This is a genomic window from Spirillospora sp. CA-108201 (assembly GCF_050936235.1).
Classification (GTDB): Bacteria; Actinomycetota; Actinomycetes; order Streptosporangiales; family Streptosporangiaceae; genus Spirillospora.
Genome location: NZ_JBNJNE010000001.1, coordinates 4,121,085 through 4,139,165, shown reverse-complemented (window position 1 = coordinate 4,139,165; position 18,081 = coordinate 4,121,085). Strand labels below are relative to the sequence as shown.

The 18,081-nt window shown below is 74.6% G+C and carries 18 protein-coding genes; 10 read left to right on the top strand and 8 right to left on the bottom strand.

What is annotated here, in order from left to right:
- Positions 1-13: 13 nt before the first annotated feature.
- The 3 genes from ACQEU6_RS20105 to ACQEU6_RS20095 all read right to left on the bottom strand — a co-directional run bounded on the left by ACQEU6_RS20105 (position 14) and on the right by ACQEU6_RS20095 (position 2,308).
- Complete coding sequence (locus ACQEU6_RS20105) at positions 14-640, bottom strand: TetR/AcrR family transcriptional regulator (protein ID WP_499333957.1); 627 nt, start codon at positions 638-640, stop codon at positions 14-16.
- A 28-nt stretch (positions 641-668) separates the two neighbouring features.
- Positions 669-1,898, bottom strand: a complete 1,230-nt coding sequence (locus ACQEU6_RS20100) for an acyltransferase family protein (protein WP_499333956.1) — start codon at positions 1,896-1,898, stop codon at positions 669-671.
- Positions 1,899-1,960: 62 nt separating this feature from the next.
- On the bottom strand, positions 1,961-2,308 hold the full coding sequence (locus ACQEU6_RS20095) for a hypothetical protein (protein WP_499333954.1): 348 nt from the start codon (positions 2,306-2,308) through the stop codon (positions 1,961-1,963).
- A gap of 197 nt (positions 2,309-2,505) precedes the next feature.
- Between ACQEU6_RS20095 and ACQEU6_RS20090 the strand changes: the two genes are divergently transcribed.
- From ACQEU6_RS20090 to ACQEU6_RS20080, 3 genes are all read left to right on the top strand, one after another.
- A complete protein-coding gene (locus tag ACQEU6_RS20090; protein WP_499333952.1) occupies positions 2,506-3,525 on the top strand; it encodes a hypothetical protein in 1,020 nt (339 codons plus the stop codon).
- Positions 3,526-3,644: 119 nt separating this feature from the next.
- Positions 3,645-3,800, top strand: a complete 156-nt coding sequence (locus ACQEU6_RS20085; RefSeq protein WP_499333950.1) for a helix-turn-helix transcriptional regulator — start codon at positions 3,645-3,647, stop codon at positions 3,798-3,800.
- A gap of 234 nt (positions 3,801-4,034) precedes the next feature.
- Positions 4,035-5,093 carry a cytochrome P450 gene (locus tag ACQEU6_RS20080; protein WP_499333949.1) on the top strand — a complete coding sequence of 353 codons (1,059 nt, stop codon included), beginning with the start codon at positions 4,035-4,037 and terminating at the stop codon, positions 5,091-5,093.
- A 17-nt stretch (positions 5,094-5,110) separates the two neighbouring features.
- Here the strand turns inward: ACQEU6_RS20080 and ACQEU6_RS20075 are convergent, their stop codons facing one another.
- The 4 genes from ACQEU6_RS20075 to ACQEU6_RS20060 all read right to left on the bottom strand — a co-directional run bounded on the left by ACQEU6_RS20075 (position 5,111) and on the right by ACQEU6_RS20060 (position 9,818).
- Positions 5,111-6,685 (bottom strand): SAM-dependent methyltransferase, encoded by a 1,575-nt coding sequence (locus ACQEU6_RS20075; protein ID WP_499333947.1) that lies wholly within the window; start codon positions 6,683-6,685, stop codon positions 5,111-5,113.
- 236 nt (positions 6,686-6,921) lie between these two features.
- Positions 6,922-8,115 carry a family 2 encapsulin nanocompartment cargo protein terpene cyclase gene (locus ACQEU6_RS20070; protein WP_499333946.1) on the bottom strand — a complete coding sequence of 398 codons (1,194 nt, stop codon included), beginning with the start codon at positions 8,113-8,115 and terminating at the stop codon, positions 6,922-6,924.
- A gap of 50 nt (positions 8,116-8,165) precedes the next feature.
- Entirely contained in the window at positions 8,166-9,002 is an 837-nt protein-coding gene (locus tag ACQEU6_RS20065; RefSeq protein WP_499333944.1) for a geranyl diphosphate 2-C-methyltransferase, read from the bottom strand.
- Between the two features lie 171 nt (positions 9,003-9,173).
- A complete protein-coding gene (locus ACQEU6_RS20060) occupies positions 9,174-9,818 on the bottom strand; it encodes a DUF6962 family protein (RefSeq protein WP_499333942.1) in 645 nt (214 codons plus the stop codon).
- A gap of 105 nt (positions 9,819-9,923) precedes the next feature.
- On the opposite strand from ACQEU6_RS20060, the gene ACQEU6_RS20055 reads away from it, so the two are divergent.
- Positions 9,924-11,342 carry an RtcB family protein gene (locus ACQEU6_RS20055; RefSeq protein ID WP_499333941.1) on the top strand — a complete coding sequence of 473 codons (1,419 nt, stop codon included), beginning with the start codon at positions 9,924-9,926 and terminating at the stop codon, positions 11,340-11,342.
- A gap of 28 nt (positions 11,343-11,370) precedes the next feature.
- Here ACQEU6_RS20055 and ACQEU6_RS20050 read toward each other — a convergent pair whose 3' ends face one another.
- Positions 11,371-11,793 (bottom strand): archease, encoded by a 423-nt coding sequence (locus ACQEU6_RS20050; RefSeq protein ID WP_499333939.1) that lies wholly within the window; start codon positions 11,791-11,793, stop codon positions 11,371-11,373.
- Positions 11,794-11,975: 182 nt separating this feature from the next.
- Between ACQEU6_RS20050 and ACQEU6_RS20045 the strand changes: the two genes are divergently transcribed.
- The 6 genes from ACQEU6_RS20045 to ACQEU6_RS20020 all read left to right on the top strand — a co-directional run bounded on the left by ACQEU6_RS20045 (position 11,976) and on the right by ACQEU6_RS20020 (position 17,954).
- On the top strand, positions 11,976-13,049 hold the full coding sequence (locus ACQEU6_RS20045) for a S1C family serine protease (protein ID WP_499333937.1): 1,074 nt from the start codon (positions 11,976-11,978) through the stop codon (positions 13,047-13,049).
- A 103-nt stretch (positions 13,050-13,152) separates the two neighbouring features.
- Positions 13,153-13,821, top strand: coding sequence for a TetR/AcrR family transcriptional regulator (locus ACQEU6_RS20040; RefSeq protein WP_499333936.1), 669 nt, complete (start codon positions 13,153-13,155; stop codon positions 13,819-13,821).
- The gene (locus ACQEU6_RS20035; protein ID WP_499333935.1) at positions 13,818-14,729 is read left to right on the top strand and encodes an ABC transporter ATP-binding protein; all 912 of its coding nucleotides are present in this window, start codon (positions 13,818-13,820) and stop codon (positions 14,727-14,729) included. The genes ACQEU6_RS20040 and ACQEU6_RS20035 overlap by 4 nt, the downstream gene beginning before the upstream one ends.
- Entirely contained in the window at positions 14,726-16,351 is a 1,626-nt protein-coding gene (locus ACQEU6_RS20030; protein WP_499333934.1) for an ABC transporter permease, read from the top strand. The genes ACQEU6_RS20035 and ACQEU6_RS20030 overlap by 4 nt, the downstream gene beginning before the upstream one ends.
- 17 nt (positions 16,352-16,368) lie before the next feature.
- On the top strand, positions 16,369-16,971 hold the full coding sequence (locus ACQEU6_RS20025) for an LOG family protein (protein WP_499333933.1): 603 nt from the start codon (positions 16,369-16,371) through the stop codon (positions 16,969-16,971).
- Between the two features lie 164 nt (positions 16,972-17,135).
- Positions 17,136-17,954 (top strand): inositol monophosphatase family protein, encoded by an 819-nt coding sequence (locus tag ACQEU6_RS20020; RefSeq protein ID WP_499333932.1) that lies wholly within the window; start codon positions 17,136-17,138, stop codon positions 17,952-17,954.
- Positions 17,955-18,081 lie beyond the last annotated feature (127 nt).

Below are 18,081 nucleotides of genomic sequence, written 5' to 3'. Positions count from 1 at the left end.
CGGCGGCGATGTGTCAGCGCGGGTCGAAGAGGCCGCGCCGGAGGAGCCGCTGGTTGGCCGCGCTGCGTTCGGCGAGCGTTCCGGGCGCGAACGGGTCGCCGCCCGTCACGGCCTCCAGCGCCGGTTCCAGCAGCAGCGGGCCGAGGATGAGGAAGAGGACCTGGTACGGCGCCCACCGCCGGTCCTCGGCGGGGAGCGCGCCGGGCTCGGCGAGGAGCCGGTCCACCTCCCGCTGGGCGCCGTCGACCAGCCGGCGCAGAAGCGCGGCCGCCCGCTCGTCGCCGTCGACGAGCACCCGGCGGATGTAGCGGCGCCGCTCCACGTCGGCGCCGAACATCAGGGCCGCCGCCCGCCCCGCCTCGGCCAGCGTCCCGCTCTCGATGCCTTCCCCGCCCGCCGAGGCGAACGCCCGCTCGAAGCCCCCGAGGACGTTCTCGTCCACCGCGTCGCGCAGCCCCTCCTTGGAGGAGAAGTGGTAGCGGAGCAGCGCGTGCGACACGCCCGCCTCGGTCGCGATCTGGCGGGTGGTGGTGGCCTTGTAGCCCCGCTCCGCGAAGAGGCGGCGGCCGGTGGCGATGAGCGCTTCGCGGGCCTCTCCCCGGTTCGGCTTTGACGGCGGCTCGGACGGTCTCTGCGGCATGTCGGCGACAGTAGTCGCAGTTCCCGGGTCACAGGACGGCCCGGATGAGGGGCGTCCGCCGCAGCAGCAGCGCGGCCCCGACGCTGAGCGCGAAGCCGGACGCCGCCACGAGGAGGAACCGCCCGCTCGCGCCGACCGGCGCGTCGCGCATCAGGTACTGCAGGCCGACGACGATCGGCAGGTGGACGAGGTAGATCGCGAACGTCGCGTCGGCGGCGGCGCGCTGCGTCCTGCCGGTGCCGCGCACGTGGTCGCGGAAGAGGACCAGCATGCCGAGGGCGTATCCGACGCAGAGCACGGTCTCGTACCCGGCCCACGCGAACTGCCCCGCGTTCGCGCCGCCCGGTTCGAAGAACCCGGTCAGGTCGCTCCGGAAGGCGACGTAGCCGGCGCTCAGCAGGACGGCGGCCGCAAGCCAGCCGTAGGCGACCCGGGCGGGGAGCGTCTCCAGCCAGCCGCGCCGGTAGGCCAGCACACCCGCGATCACGAAGGGGACGTGCTGGGCGAGGTCCGCGGGCTCGGTCTGGATGATCTCCGCGACGGGCATCCACTCGTCGACGGGGTAGCGGACGCGCAGCAGCGCCGTGCCCGCGGCGACCACGGCGGCGAAGCCGAGGACGGCGAGGCCGCCCACCCGCTCGGGGGCGTCCCGGACGCCCGGGACCGCGGCCTTCCCGCGCCGGACGCGCACCCGGTCCGCGACCGCCCGCCAGGCGAGGTAGGCCAGCGAGTAGACGAGCAGGTGCTGGATGAACCACAGGTGGCCGAACTGGCGGTCCGGCCAGATCGGACCGGTCCAGTCGGCCGGCTCCTCACCCTCGCCGAGGTAGACGTTCCAGTAGTAGTCGCCGAACCCGATGGGCCCGTAGCCGCGGAACGCGCGGTAGTAGGCGAACATCAGGACCGGGATCGCGAGGAAGAACCCGATGAGGACCGGCCCGCCGAGCCTCCTCAGCCGCGGCCCGAGGCAGGGGCGCTCCCGTCGCCGGTCGACCGCGGCGGGCAGGAGGTAGGCGGCGATCAGGAAGAACAGGCTCATCTTGAACGGCGCGTTGAGCACCGCGAAGTCCTCGATCCACCGCGCCTTGGGCTCTCCCTCGACATACCACCAGTCCATCGGGCCGTAGGGCTGCGCGGCGTGGTGCAGGATCACCAGCGCCGAGAGGGCGATCCGGATCGAGTCGAGGTAGTGCAGCCGCCCGGTCGGTCGTCCCGCGGCGCCCGGGGCCGTCCCCGCCGCCGCTTTTCCTGTCCACATGGACAGGAAGGTAACCGGCGAGGACGACACTGTCCATCTGGACAGGAAGGGCGCGGCCGGCGTCAGCCGCTGACGATCACGGCGGCCGGGGTGACGACCGCGAGCGCCATCTGCCCCGTGACCAGGGCCGGACGGAGGCGCGAGGTCGCGCTCCAGGCGGACCGGAGGAGAAGGGCGGCGACGCCGGCGGCGCCGCTGCCCCAGAAGCACCACCAGGCGATGGGCAGGAGGACGTCGGAGGCCGGATCGCACTGCTCCCCGTAGGTGAGGCACCGGCCGTACTCCGGGGTCGCGAGCACGCAGATCCAGGCGAGCACGGTGACGGGGAGGAGCAGTGCGAGCGTGACGGCCGCGGCCGCGCGCCAGCCTGAGCGCCTGCGGGCGGCGGGGGCGGTGTTCTCTGTGGTCACGACCTCAGTGAACAGGTTCCTGTCCCGCGATCGATCCGTGCGACTACTCAGGTCCGCGCGGTCGCGGTACTCAAACGGCCCCGGCGGGAGGCGGCCTTTGACGGGGTGTGCCGGCGCCGGTAGGAAGGGGGCTTCGTGCTGCGCGCCGGAGGGTGTTGCGGCCAGACCGGAAACGGGGCGCGAGGCGGATGCCGGTGATGCGGCGGGTGGGGCTGTTCGGAGTGGTGCCACTCGTGGTGATCGCCGTCGCCGCGTTCGGCTGGTACCGGCTCGGCGACACCGGCAGGGACTGGCGCTACCGGCACGCGCTCGCCGGGTTCTGCCGGGGGCTCGTCCCGGAGGCCGAGTCCGCCGCCTTCACCGGCCGCGGGACGAGCCGCCTCGGCCGCGACCGGTACACCGCGGAGGACGGCCTGCGCTGGGACCGGTGCGACGTCGCCGGCCTCGACCTCAACGTCGCCGACGTCGCCGACGCGCTGACCAACACCGGCTCGCCCGCCGCGTTCTTCACCCTGCTGCACCGGAACTCCGACGAACCGCCGGTGGCACTGGGCGGCGGCTGGGAGGGCTACACCGACCTTCGCAACACCGCGGTGGTTCTGCCGTGCGCCGACCGTCCCGCGTCCGTCCTGGTGTCCGCGGTGTCGCGGGAGCCGCTCGCGGGGCCCGCCGAGGCACGCCAGGCGGGTCGGCTCGTCACCGCCACCGCCGTACGGGCCGCCCGCCGCCACGGATGCGCCGCCAGGCCGGGCGGCCCGGTGCCGCCCGTCTCGCGCCCGGACGGGGAGACGCTCCCCGAGAACGCCGACGGCACCTGCGCCGGCATCCCGGTCGCGACCGCCGTGGACCGGGGCGAGGTCAACTGGATCAAGAAGACCGACGGGAGCGGGAGCGCGCCGGTCGAGGAGTGCGTCCTCGGCAAGACCGTGGCCTTCTCCGCGGCGGCGTACTCCTTCCAGGCGAACTACGGCCCGTACGCGCAGCGCCTGCGCAGCGGTCGCGGCGGCGGGTACGGCAGGGAGGGCGACTCCGGCGGCTCCTCCACGAACGCCTGGGCCACGGCGCGCTGCCCGGGGCACACCGCCCGGGCGCTGTTCGTCGCCGACGCCACCGAGTACGCGGCCCCGACGGAGTCGTTCCTGAAGGCCTCGCTGCGCGCCTTCGCCGAACGCGCCGCCCGGCGGCACGGCTGCACGGACCTCCGGCTGCCGCGCTGAACCCGCCGGGGTCAGGCGTCGGCCGGGACGCGCCGGTCCATGACGAGGATGATCCCGCGGATCCGTCCGGGCTCGTCGCGCGGGGGCTGTCCACCCGGCGGATCGCCGGACGGCTGCGCGTGTCGCCCCACACCGTCCAGGACCACCTGAAGTCGATCCTCGCGAAGTCGGGTGCGGCGTCCCGCGGCGACCTGGTGGCCCGGCTGTTCTTCGACCATGACGCGGGCCCGCTCGGGCTGGGAGACGACGCACGGCCCATTCCTGGATGGCCGTAATCGGTCACATCCCCCGGTTCATGATGTGCTGGGGTTGGGGGAGGGCGCCGTAAGCGGATGCTGACGGCGCGCGGCTTTCGATGGCGGTGGGAGGCTGCGATGGGTGTGCGGTACAGCCTGTACGACTACGGAATCCAACAGGATCCGTATCCGGTCTACGCGCAGTTAAGGCAGGACGCTCCGGTATATCGCAATGACGAGGAGGATTTCTGGGTCCTTTCGCGGCACGCGGACGTGACCGCGGCGTTCCGGGACTTCCGGCGCTTCTCCAGCGCGAACGGGATCCTGCTGGAGCCGTCGGTGTGGGGGCCGGGGGCGCGGACGCACGCGTCGTTCCTCGCGATGGACCCGCCCGAGCACACCCGGATGCGCGGGCTCGTGGCGAAGGCGTTCACCCCGCGCCGCGTCGCCGAACTGGAGCAGCGGGTCCGCGGCATCGCGCGCGGCCACCTGGACCGCGCCCTCGACGGCGCGGGACCGGGCGGCGCGGAACTGGACCTCGTGGCCGACTACGCGGCGCTGCTGCCGATGGACGTCATCTCCGAGCTGGTCGGCGTCCCGGAGGCCGACCGCGCCGAGCTGCGGCGGCTGGCCGACGCGATCGTGCACCACCAGCAGGGCGTGCGGGACGTGACCGAGGCGGGCCGCGAGGCGATCCCCGCCCTGGTGGGCTACTTCCGCGGCCTGCTCGCCGAGCGCCGGGCGCGGCGCCGCGACGACCTGGCGTCGGCGCTGCTGGACGTCGCCGAGGGCGACGACCACCTGACCGAGGCCGAGATCATGGGGGTGCTGTTCATCCTGATCGCGGCCGGGAACGAGACCGCCACGAACCTGATCTCCAATGCCTGGCACTGCGCCTGGCGGCATCTGGACCGGCCGACCGCCGCGTTCGGGCGGATCGGCGACTGGATCGAGGAGACGCTGCGCCTGGAGTCGCCGGCGCAGGCCGACGGGCGGACGGTGACCGCGGAGTTCGCCCTGCACGGTGTGACCGTCCCGGCCGGGGCCCGCATGCTGCTGGTGATCGGCGCGGCCAACCGCGACCGGCGCGCGTTCGCCGAGCCCGACCGGTTCGACCTGGGGCGCGACACCACGGCCAAGATCAGTTTCGGGTCGGGGCGGCACTACTGCATCGGCGCGCACCTGGCCCGGCTGGAGGCCCGGGTCGCGCTGGAGGAGCTCGCCGCCCGCACCGGCGACTACGACATCGACGAGGCCGGGGCCCGGCGCGTCAACTCGCCGTACGTGCGCGGGTTCGCCGAGCTGCCGACGGTGGTCGTCCGCGCCGGGTGAGGGGGCGGACCGGCCGGTCAGGGCCTGCGGGCGACGGCCCCGATGAAGTGGCTCCACTGCGGGTCCCGCTCGGGCCGCACGGGACGCGGGCGGCCCCACTCCTGGACCCAGACGATGCCGGGATCGAGGATCTCCAGCCCGGCGAAGCAGCGGGCCACCTCGTCGGGGCCGCGCGAGTAGATCGGCAGCTTCGACCGGCGGTACACGGCCTGGGAGTGCTCGGTGTCGCCGGGGTCCATGCCGCCGTCGTAGCCGTGCGAGACCACCACGTGGCTGCCGGACGGCAGCCCGCCCGCGAGGCGCCCGACAAGCCCGGCGGGGTCGTCCTCGTCGTGGACGAAGTGCAGGACGGCCACCAGCAGCAGGCCCACGGGTTCGGCGAGGTCGATCAGCTCGTTCAGCCGGGGATCGGCCAGCAGCTCCTCCGGGCGGCGCAGGTCGCCCTCGACGACCGCGACGCTGGGGCTGCCCTCCAGCAGGGCCCGGCCGTGCGCGAGCACCACGGGGTCGTTGTCGACGTAGACCACGCGGGCGTCCGGGGCGGCGTCGCGGGCGATCTCGTGGACGTTGCCCTGCGTGGGCAGGCCGGTGCCGACGTCGACGAACTGCCGGATGCCGGCCTGCGCCGCCAGGTGGCGGACGGCGCGGGTCAGGAAGTCGCGGTTGGCGCGGGCCGCGGCGGGGGCTTCGGGCACCGTCTTCATGATCTCCTCGGCGGCCGCGCGGTCGACGGCGTAGTTGTCCTTGCCGCCGAGGTAGTAGTCGTAGATGCGGGCGGGCGAGGCCTGGAGGGTGTCGATGGACAGGTCGGCGGCCCGGTCCGCGGGCAGCGGCACGAGGACGGGGCGGGGCCGGTAGTCCAGCCCGGGGTCGTCGCGGCCGATCTGGCCGGCGGTGCGCCGGAGGGCGGGCCCGGGCCCGGCCGGCGCCAGCAGCTTCTCCGCCTCGTCGTACAGGCGCAGCGCCTCCTGCTTGAGCCCGGCCCGGTGCAGCGCGAGCATCAGCAGGCTCCGCAGGTGCTCGTTCGACGGCTCCTGCGCGACCCAGCCGCGCGCGGGTCCGATCAGTTCGAGGTGCCCGCCCTGGGAGAGCCGCACCTCGGCCAACTCCTCGCGCACCTGGCCGCGCTCGCCGACGAGGGCCCGCCGGGTCGCGTCCAGGACGGCGGCGGCGGGCAGGTCGCCGAGCGGCTCCCCGCCCCACAGGGCCAGCGCGCGCTCGTAGCTGGCGATCGACGCGGCGGCGTCGCAGGCGCGCAGCACCCGGGCGTGCGCGGCGAGGGCCCGGAACCGGCTCAGGTCCAGCTCGTCGTCCTCGTCCAGGACGAGCCGGTAGCCGCCGTCCTCGGTGACGAGGCGGCCGGGCGGGAGCGAGAGCCGCGCGGCGCCGACGGCCCGCGTGAGCGTCGCGGCCGGATCCGGGGCGCCGCAGGGGTCCGCGAGCCGCTCGACGAGCACGTCGGCCGGGACGGGACGGCCCTCCTCCAGCAGCAGCATGACCAGCAGCCCGCGGGCGTCCGGATGGGGGACGGCGATGGATTCGCCGCTCCCCGCCCGGATGCCCAGCCTCTTGCGCAGAATGCGGAATTCCACCGTGCGCCTCGCTCCATCCCCGGGTACAGCGACGCAGAGAGAGTAATGCAGGCGGCCTTTTTCCGGCGCGCGTCCGACCGGCCGCGCCGGATCACGCTTGCGCATCGGTCGGATTCTGGCTGAACCCTTGACTTCGTGTGGCAATGCCGTCAAGGCGCGCCGTGCGACCGAACACGATGCGGTCGTCACCCGAATTCGGCGGAGCCCGGTTCCGGCCCTCCGGAACGGCGGGCCCCTCAGGCCCCCTCGCGGTAGCGCGGGTTGGTGGCATGCCATTCGAAGCCGCCGCCCATCCACGCCCGCAACCCGCGCAGGAACCGCTGGAGCTCCGGGGAGGGGACGCCCGCGAGCTCCCGGTGGCCGGCCTCGAAGTCGCGGACGAGGTCGTTGTGCAGGCCCACCGTCGTCTCGGTCGCCTCCTCCACCGAGCAGCCGCGGTCCGCGGCGATCAGCAGCACCAGGTTGCAGACCGGGTTCTCGTCCGCGGCGTCCTTGGCGACCGAGTGCAGGTCGTTGACGATCACGCTCGCCGTCCCGGCCCGGAAGGCGGCGCGGCGCACGCGCGGGTCGTAGTACAGGTGGGCCGGGACCTCGTAGCCGCCGACGACGTCGATGACCGTCATCGACGTGTAGAAGCTGTCGTGCTGGCGCGCCGCCAGATACTCCCAGGCGGGCGGGTCGTCGCCGGTCTCGCGCCAGGCCGCGTAGGCCGTCCAGCTCACGAACATGGCGAACGTGGAGTAGCAGATCCGCTGGACCTGCACGGGGGACGCGTGGCGCCTCAGGTGGTCGACCGCCGAGCCGAGCATCCGCAGGACGACGTCGCCCTGCAGCGCCTCGCTCAGCGGCGGGGTGAACTCGCCGACGGAGGGGACCGGGTCCATCGCCGGCATCGCCAGCGTGAGGCGCTGCGGCAGCCGCGCGGGCACGGCGCCGAGGGCGGTGTCGTCGGCGTAGTAGTCGTCGGCCGCCCACCACGCGGCGTTCAGCTGCGCGGCGACGAGCAGGGCGTCGGGGTCGTCGGTGTCGGGGTGGGCGAGGGTGACCAGCCGCCCGAAGGCCGCCCTGCCCAGCGCGTCGAGCTCCTGGTCGTCGAAGCCGCGGTCGCGCGCCCAGGCGGCCAGCCGGGCGTCGACCTCGGCGGCGAGGGCGTCGTCGGCCCGCTCGGGGAGCGGGCAGTAGAGCGGCGAGTGCGACCCGTCCCCCCAGTCGCGCTCGACGTAGCCGGGCCCGCCGCCGCCGACCGGCCGCGGATGCCGGCCGGCCAGGAGGTCGCCGTAGGGCACCTCCCGGCTGGGCCGCGCCGCGGCGATCAGCGACGGCAGGGCCGCCGCTTCGGTCCCGGGCCCGGACGGCCGCGCCGGCCGGGGTTCCGCGGACGAGCCGTACGGCGGGCGCCGCCCGCTGCACCCGTGGTGCGTCGTCTCCATGGTCTGCTCACCTGCCTCCGCCCGAGGGCGACCGGTCCGGGTCAACGGGTTCAGATGCGGTCGGCGGCGATGAGCAGGTACTGGAAGCTGCCGTCGCGGTACGCCTCCAGGAAGGCGCTCTCGATGCCCGTCGCGACCGACGACTTCTCGCGCAGCTCCCAGTACGGGATCGTGTCGGCGGTCAGGTCGACCACGGTGACGGGCACGAGCCGGTTGGCCGCCATCGCGCGGAAGTAGGCGCTGCGCGGGTGGATGTCGCACACGTAGTGGGCGTTGATGGTCGACACCGCCCGGGACGGCAGCCCGTACACGTCGTTGTAGCAGCCGGTGATGGTGACGTACCGGCCGCCGCGGGCCAGCAGCCGGGAGTGCGCCGCGAACAGGTCGTCGAGGACGGTGTACATCGTCGACTCGTTGTTCCAGATCGCCTGGAACGCGCCCGGCTCGAAGCCCGTGTCGAGCATGTTCTTGAAATGGAACCGGACCTTGTCGGACACGCCGCGCTCGGCGGCCTGCCCGTTGGCGAAGTCCACCTGGGCCTGGGAGATCGACACCCCGTCGACCTGGCAGCCGAAGGCGGCGTTGGCCATGACGCTGGAGCCGCCGCGGCCCGAGCCGGCGTCCATCAGCCGGTGGTCGGGCCGGATGTCGCCGAGGTGTTCGAGCAGGAACCGGGCCTGGGCGTTCTCCAGCCGGTGCAGTTCGGCGATGATCGCCTCTTCGCGGGCGTCCTCCGGGGTCTCCAGGACCGACCAGTCCACCTCGCCGATGCCGTAGTGGTGGTGGTAGATCCCTGAGACGTCGCCGAGCCGCAGGTTGACCGGGTTGCGCTCGGTGTTCCAGTAGGTGGCGACGTCGTGCTGGTAGACGCTGGCGATGGCCGTCATGGACGCTTTCCTCCAGGGGGTCGGCGGCTTGGGATCACGGGTTGAAAGCTAACGGTGACGGTCCGTGTCCGAAAGGCCGCTGTTCAGCACAGAAGGAAGACACCTCCGTCAGGGGAATGTGCCACCGCGGACACAGCCGTCCGCCGATGCCGCGCGGGGCGCCGAGCCGTGCTATCCGAGGAGGGCGCGCGGCTCGCGGTCCGGGCGGCGCGGGTTGCCGACCGCCAGGTAGAGCAGCACCATGCCGACGATCTGGGCCAGGTGGTAGACCGAGGTCGGGTCCAGCGCGACGCTGCGGGTGACGCTCGGGTCGATCGCCTTGGTCGCGGCCGCCGCGGCGCTGGCCGCCAGCGCGACGATCACCGGGCCGGCCATCGGGTGGCGGTGCCAGGCCGCCCACCCCCAGAGGGCGAGGATGCACACCATTGTCAGGCCCTCGCAGGCGAGCAGGGCGCCGACCCCCGCGTGCCCGGTCGCCGCGAGGACGGCGTAGGCGACGATCCCCACCGAGCGCAGCAGCCAGAACGTCCTGCCGTGGCGCGGGCCGAGCACCTCGGCGACGGTGGCCGCCAGCAGGTAGGACACCGAGACGACGACCATGGCGCTGATCACGGCCCAGCTCGGCCCGGACCACCGCTCCGAGTACTTGACCAGCCCGTGGTGGACGGATCCGGCGAGCGCCGCGATCCCGACCCACCAGAAGGCGGTGCGCCAGTGCCGGTGCGGCGCCGGGGACCGTCCCAGCCGGACCGCCAGGACCACCACGACCAGGCCGAGCGCGAGATCGCTCAGCGAGGGCGCCGGTTCGGCAAGCATGATTCGCACGCTACCCGCAGGGCGCCCTCGCACCCGTCGGCCCTGGCAGCGCCGGGAGCGGGACCGGGAGCGCATGAGGGGGCCGGGCCGGGGTAGCCCCGCCTTGTGAACGCCGACCTGGTCGAGGACGGCCCCTACCGGTTCAGGATCGGGCCGACCGGCGCCATGCGCGTGCCCGGGGTGGTGTTCGCGTCCCGGGAGCTGCTGGCGCCCGCCGAGAACGCGATCGAGCAGGTCGTCCATGTCGCCGCGCTCCCGGGGGTGGTGGAGGCCTCCTACGCCATGCCCGACATCCACCTGGGCTACGGCTTCCCGATCGGCGGCGTCGCGGCGACCGACCCGCGCGAGGGCGGCGTGGTCTCGCCCGGCGGCGTGGGGTTCGACATCTCGTGCGGCGTCCGGCTGCTGGCGGCGGACGTCGACGCCGCCGGGCTCGGCCCCGTCCTGCGGGACCTCGTGGACGGCCTCGACCCCGTCATCCCGCGCGGCATGGGCAAGGGCGCGGTCTGGCATCTGCCGGGACGGCGGGAGCTGGCCGGCATCCTCACCGGGGGAGCCCGGTACGCGGTCGAGCGGGGCCACGGGGACGAGCGCGACCTGCGCCGGTGCGAGGACGAGGGGGCGGTCGCGGGCGCCGACCCCGGCCAGGTCAGCGAGCGCGCGGTGGAGCGCGGCGCCCGCCAGGTCGGCAGCCTCGGCTCGGGCAACCACTTCCTGGAGGTGCAGCGGGTCGCCGAGGTCTACGACGCGGGGGCGGCCGAGGCGTTCGGGCTGCGGCCGGGACAGGTCTGCGTCATGATCCACTGCGGGTCGCGCGGGCTCGGCCACCAGATCTGCACCGACCACGTCCGGGCGATGGAGGCGGCGATGCCGCGGTACGGCATCGAGGTGCCCGACCGGCAGCTCGCCTGCGCCCCGGTCGACTCTCCCGAGGGCCGCGCCTACCTGGGCGCGATGGCGGCGGCGGCCAACTACGGCCGCGCCAACCGGCAGCTGCTCGCCCAGGCGGCGCGCCGGGTGTTCCGGCGGGTCGCGGGCGCCCGGCTCGACCTGGTCTACGACGTCTCGCACAACCTGGCCAAGATCGAGGAGCACGCGGTGGACGGCGAGCGGCGGCGGCTGTGCGTGCACCGCAAGGGGGCCACCCGCGCCCTGCCGCCCGGCCACCCCGACCTGCCGCCCGACCTGCGCGAGGCCGGCCAGCCGGTGCTGATCCCCGGGACGATGGGGACCGCGTCCTACGTGCTGACCGGCGTGCCGGGCGGGCCGGCGTTCTCGTCCACGTGCCACGGCGCCGGCCGGGTGCGGAGCCGCCACCAGGCCGCGCGCGCCGTCAGCGGCAAGGAGCTGCGGGCGAGGCTGGAGGAGCGGGGCATCGCCGTGCGGCCGTCGTCGTGGCGCGGCCTGGCCGAGGAGGCGCCCGACGCCTACAAGGACGTGTCGGCCGTGGTCGAGGCGGGCGAGGGCGCGGGGCTCTGCCGGAAGGTCGCCCGGCTCGTGCCGATGGGCGTCGTGAAGGGCTGACCGGCCGGTCGCCCGCGCCGGCCGCCCGTCACACGTCGATCGTCACGGCGCAGGACCAGCCGCGGGCGTCCCGGCCGAACCGCAGGTCGTGCAGCGACACCGCCTTGGGCACGGCGCCCGTCCCCACCGCCTGCGCCGCGTCCCCGGTCACCAGCCGGGCGGTGATCCCGCCGTCCGGCGCCCGCGCGATCCCGGCGTCCAGGACCAGGGCGCCGTCCGCGTCCAGGCGGTAGATCACCTCGTCCAGGACGGCGACGAGCTGGTCCGCGTCCGGCCCCGGCGGCACGTCCACCCGGACGCCGCCGGACGGGCGGACGCCGGAGACGTCGGCGAACGACCCCACGAGCCCCGCCACCGCCTCGGCGACGCAGCGTTCCCGCGTCGGCCCCCACGACTCGATCCGCAGGTCGGCGGTGTGGGGGACGCCCCGGTGCCCGCTCCCGCGCGCCATGGCCGGACGGCTACCCGGCTCCGTCCGGGGGAAACCGGCCGGGCCCCGCGGGCGGCCGGGCGCGCGCCGGGCGCCTTCAAAGATCAGCTCCGGCCCCGGCCTGCGGCATGACGTCGCAAAATCGCGCGCGGCGCGGCGCCCGCCGCGCGGAGGGCGGGAACGGTGCCCTCTGGAGGTGGAGTGTGGACAGGAGCGCGAGAGCGTGTGCGGCGGCGCTGGCCGGGGCGGTGGTGCTCGCCGGGTGCAGTGGGAACTCCGAGAACGCCGGGAGGGCGGGGGACGCGGGCCCCGCGTCGGTGCAGACGTCGGCGCCGGTGCCGGAGACGGGGTCGGACCTGCAGCAGCAGTACGTGAAGATCGTGGACGCCGTCCTGCCGTCGGTGGTGAAGATCCAGACCGACCAGGGGGAGGGGTCGGGCGTCGTGTTCGACGCCCAGGGCGACATCGTCACCAACGCGCACGTGGTCGCGGGGGCGAAGAAGATCCAGGTGACCTCGTCCGGGGGCGGCTCCCCGGTGAACGCATCGATGGTCGGCGCGTTCGCCGCCGACGACCTGGCCGTCGTCCGGGTGAGCGGAGGGTCGCTGAAACCGGCCTCGTGGGGCGAGTCGAGCAAGGCGCAGGTCGGGCAGATCGTGCTGGCGATGGGCAACCCGCTCGGCCTCTCCGGAAGCGTGACGAACGGGATCGTCTCCGCGCTGCACCGGACGGTGTCGACCAAGGGAGAGGGGGCCTTCCAGGGATCGACGATCGCCGACGCCATCCAGACGAGCGCGGACATCAACCCGGGCAACAGCGGCGGCGCGCTGGTCACGCTGGACGGGCAGGTGATCGGCATCCCCACGGCGGCGGCCTCCGACCCGCAGATCGGCGCCGCGGCGCCCGGCATCGGGTTCGCGACGCCGAGCGACACCGTCAAGCGGATCGTCCCGCAGCTCATCGAGTCGGGGAAGGTGTCGAACTCCGGCCGGGCCGCGCTCGGCGTGGCGGTGCGCACGATCGTCGACCCGCAGACCGGCCGGCGGTCGGCCGTCGCCGTCGTGGAGGTGCAGAAGGGCGGCGGGGCCGCCAAGGCCGGGATCCAGGCGGGCGATCTGATCCTCTCGGTGAACGGCGTCGCGACGCCCGACCAGACGGCGCTGACGACCGTCCTCGCGGACCTCAGGCCGGGCCAGACGGTGAAGGTCGAGATCCAGAAGCCGGACGGTTCGAAGAAGCAGGTCCAGGTGACGCTCGGCCAGCTGCCCGGCGGCTGACCGCCGGGCCCGCACCGCCCGCCCCACGCGGGTTGACGGGGGCCTGTACGCGAGTACAGTGTACAAGCGTACAGGCAACTGAACATTCGTACAGGGGGTGGGGATGGCGACGCGGGAGCGGGCCGAGGACCTGACCGGGCGCGCCCGGATCAGGGACGCGGCCCTGCTGGAGTTCGCCGAGCACGGGGTGAAGGGCGCCACGGTCCGGGGCATCGCGAAGGCCGCCGGGGTGTCGCCGGCCCTCGTCCAGCACCACTACGGCACGAAGGAGGCGCTGCGCGCGGCCTGCGACGAGCACGTGATCGAGGTGATCCGCGAGACCAAGCAGGAGGCCCTGGACGGCGGGATGGCGAGCCCGGGCTTCCTCGCGATCGCGATGCGGACGGCCCTGCCGATCCAGCGCTACGTGGCCCGCGCCCTGACCGACGGGTCGGCCGCCGCGGCCGTGCTCTTCGACGACGCGGTCGCGTTCAGCGAGGAGATGCTCGACCGCGGCGCGCCCGGCCTGACGAGGCCCGGCACCGAGGACCTGCACGGCTACGCGACGGTCATGACCGGCATGAGCTTCGGCCTGATCGTCCTGCACGAGCACATGTCGCGGGCGCTCGGCGCCGACGTCCTGATGGGCGACGGCTACCCCCGCATGGCGCTGGCGATGCTGGACGTCCTCGACGACCGGCTCCTGTCGCCCGAACTGGTGGCGCAGACGCGCGCCGCCCTCAGGACCATGCCCGCCCCCGGCGGGCGACCCCTCGACGAGGAGGACCGGTGACCACCGACACACCCCCCATAGCCCTCTCCGGCCTGGTCAAGAACTTCGGCCGGACCCGCGCGCTGGACGGCCTGGACCTGAGCGTCCGGCCCGGAGAGGTGCACGGCTTCCTCGGCCCGAACGGCGCCGGGAAGTCGACCACCATCCGCGTCCTGCTCGGCCTGCTGCGCGCCGACGGGGGCACCGCGCGGCTGCTCGGCGGCGACCCGTGGCGGGACGCGACGGAGCTGCACCGCAGGCTCGCCTACGTCCCCGGCGACGTCACGCTGTGGCCGAACCTGTCCGGCGGCGAGGTGATCGACCTGCTCGGCCGGATGCGCGGCGGCGTGAACGCGCGCCGCAAGGCCCGGCTGCTCGACCGGTTCGAGCTCGACCCGCGCAAGAAGGGCCGCGCCTACTCCAAGGGCAACCGGCAGAAGGTCGGGCTCATCGCCGCGCTGGCGTCCGACGCCGAGCTGCTGCTGCTCGACGAGCCCACCTCCGGCCTGGACCCCCTCATGGAGGAGGTGTTCCAGGAGTGCGTCCGTGAGGAGCGGCGCGACGGCCGGACCGTGCTGCTGTCCAGCCACATCCTGTCCGAGGTCGAGGCGCTCTGCGACCGGGTGACGATCATCCGCAGGGGCGTCGCGGTGGAGTCCGGGACGCTGGACGAGCTGCGGCACCTGACCCGCACGTCCATCGACGCGGAGCTGGCGTCGGCGCCGGACGGGCTGCCGCTGCCCGGCGCGCACGACGTCCGCATCGACGGAAACAAGATCCGGTTCGAGGTGGACACCCCCGAGCTGGACGCGGCGCTCCGGCGGCTCACGGAGGTCGGCGTGCGGAGCCTGAGCAGCCGCCCGCCGACGCTGGAGGAGCTGTTCCTGCGCCACTACAAGGACGAGCCCGCATCGGAGGCGGCGCGATGAGCGCGGCGGTCCACGAGGCGCGGGCGGCCGCGACTCCGCGCGCGACGCCGCTGCGGTCGCTCACCGGGACCGGCGGGCTGATCAGGCTGATCCTGCGCCGCGACCGGTTCCTGCTGCCGTCCTGGGTGATCGTGCTGGCGCTGATCCCGATCAACTTCGTGGCGGCCACCGACAGCCTCTACCCGACGGCCGCCGAGCGCCTCGCCTACGGGCGGACGACGGGGAACAACCCGACGTTCCTCGCCCTCTACGGGCCGCTGTACGACACGAGCCTCGGCGCGATCATCGCGCAGCGCTCCGGGTTCATCCCGGTGGTCGTCGCGCTGATCAGCGTGCTCACCGTCGTCCGGCACACCCGGACCGAGGAGGAGGCGGGCCGCCGCGAGCTGCTCGGCGCCACCGTCACCGGGCGCGGCGCCGGCCTGGCCGCCGCGCTCGCCGTGACGACGGCGGCGAACCTCGTCCTCGCCGTCCTGCTGACCGCGGGCATGACCGCGCAGGGCCTGCCGTTCGCGGGCTCGCTGGCGTTCGGCCTGCAACTCGCCGCCGCCGGATGCGTCTTCGCCGCCGTCGCGGGCGTCACCGCCCAGCTCAGCGAGGGCGCGGGCGCGGCGTTCGTCGTCCGGATGGCCGCCGACGTCGGCGGCGCCGGCAACGGGCTGTCGTGGCTGGGCTGGCTGTCCCCGCTCGGCTGGGAGAACCGCCTGCGCGCCTACGGCGGCGAGCGCTGGTGGACGCTCGCGCTCACCGCCGTGCTCACCGCCGCCCTGGTCGCCGCCGCGGGGCTGCTGTCGGCGCGCCGGGACGTGGGCGCGGGCGTGCTGCCGCCCAAGCTCGGCCCCGCGGACGCCCCGCGCACGCTCTCGGGGTCCCTCGGCCTCGGCTGGCGGCTGCAGAGCCGCGCCCTCTACGGCTGGCTCGCCGGTTTCGCCGCGCTCGGCGTCGTGTACGGCGCGGTCGCCGGCGGCGTCGGCGACATGGTCAAGGACAACCCCGAACTGGAGAAGATCTTCACCCGGCTCGGCGGGCAGGGCGGGATCACCGACGCCTACTTCGCCTCGATCATGAGCATGCTCGGCCTGATCGCCGCCGCCTACGCGGTCTCGGCCACGCTGCGGCTGCGCGCCGAGGAGACCGGGCAGCGCGCCGAAGCGCTGCTCGCCACCCCCGTCGGGCGGCTGCGGTGGGCGTCCGGCCACCTGGTCTTCGCGCTGCTCGGCCCGGTCGCCGGGCTCGGCGTCGCGGGCCTGGCCGCCGGGCTCGCGCACGGGCTGGACACCGGCGACCCCGGCCGCGAGGTGCCCCGCGTCCTCGGCGCCGCGCTCGTGCAGCTGCCCGCCGTGTGGCTCGTCGCGGCGATCGCGCTCGCGCTGTTCGGCCTCGCGCCGAGGCTCGCCGCCGGCGCCTGGGCCGCGGTCGGGGTCTGCGCGGTCGTGACGCTCTTCGGGGCCGGGCTCGACCTGAACCGGTGGGTCCTGGACGTCTCGCCGTTCACCCACGTCCCGAAACTGCCCGGGCACGACCTCACGGCCGCGCCGCTGCTCTGGCTGCTCGCGGTCGCGGCCGTCCTGTCCGCCCTCGGCCTGCTCGGTCTCCGCCGCCGGGACCTCGCCACCGCGTAACCGTTAGATTGGGCCGGGTGAACTCCCGCACCCCCCTCGCCGTCTGCGTTTTCTGCTCGTCCAGCGGCAAGATCGACCGCCGTTACGTCGACCTCGCCGCCGAGGTCGGCGCCGAGCTGGCGCGGCGCGGCCACAGCCTCGTCAGCGGCGGCGCCCAGGTCTCGTGCATGGGCGCCGTCGCCCGCGCCGCGCGCGCCGGCGGCGCCCGCACGGTCGGCGTGATCCCCGAAGGGCTGGTCAGCGTCGAGATCTCCGACGAGGACAACGACGAGCTGATCGTCACCGCCGACATGCGGACCCGCAAGGGCGAGATGGACCGGCGCAGCGACGCGTTCCTCGTCCTGCCCGGCGGCATCGGCACGCTGGAGGAGCTGTTCGAGGTGTGGACGGCCCGCGTCCTCGCCATGCACGAGAAGCCCGTCGTCATCCTGGACCCGACCGGCGTCTACGAGCCGCTGCGCGAGCTGATGGAGGGCCTCACCGAGCAGGGCTTCGCCCGCCCCAAGATCTGGGACGCCGTCGGCTGGACGAGCACCGTCCCCGAGGCGTTCGACCTCCTGGAGCGGTCGCAGCCCCGCATCGAGTCCACCCCCGAGGACTACGCGGAGGCCGAGCTCTGACCGGCCTCAGCGCTGGTCGTGCGCCTTGACGGCCTTCCCGGCCTGCCGGGCCCACCAGCCGGTGGCCGGGCCACCCGCCGCGGCAGCCGGGCCGGGGGCCTCGCGCGGCTCGGATACGGTCGTGATGTGCGCTTTCGTGACCTTGCCGAACCCGAAGGAGACCGATGAACGCCGATGTCCCCGCCTCGCGGGAGCTCGCCGAACTCGCCGCCCGCGCCACCGGGGACCGCCTGCGGACCGCGTTCCGGTCGCGTCCCGAGGTCGATCTCAAGCGCGACATCCACGACCCGGTCACCGTGCACGACCGGGCGGCGGAGGAGACGATCCGCGAGGTGCTCGCCGAGCACACCCCGGGCAGCGTGGTCGTCGGCGAGGAGGGCGGCGTCGGCGGCGGGGACGGCGACCTGCGCTGGTTCGTCGACCCGATCGACGGGACGGCCAACTTCGCCGTCGGCCTGCCGTTCTTCTGCGTGTCCATCGGCGCTGCCCTGGGCGGCGAGATGGTGGCGGGCGTGGTCTACGACCCGGTGCGCGACGACATGTTCACCGCGTCCCTCGACGGCGCCGCCTGCAACGGCGAGCCGATCAACAGCCGCGGGGCGACCCGCGACGAGACCGCCGTCGTCGCCACGTCCTATCCGAGCGCCTACGACCTGAGCCTCGGCCGCGAGGAGGCGCTGCGGCGCTACGGACGGGTGGTGGACGCGTTCGCCACCGTCCGCCGTCCGGGCAGCGCCGCCCTCACCCTCGCGCACGTCGCCGCCGGATGGCTGGACGCGGCCTACGACTCGTCCATCAACGCCTGGGACATCGCCGCCGGGCTGCTGCTGGTCAGGCAGGCCGGCGGGACGTACGTGCCGCTCGGCGGCGAGCCCGGCGGCGGCGACTGGGAGGCCCCCGGATACCTGGCGTGCGTGGCCGGCTTCGACCTCGCCGGGTCCGCCATCGCCGAGGCCGCGGACTACAAGGGCGCCGGGGCCTGAACATCCGCCCGTCCGGGGCGCGGGCGGTGCGCCCGGCGGCGGATTGACAGCCGTTCGTGATCTTGACCAGACTCGGCGGCCGGGTGGCGCGGCCCGGCGCCGCGCGCGTTTTCGCGGACAGGACGGT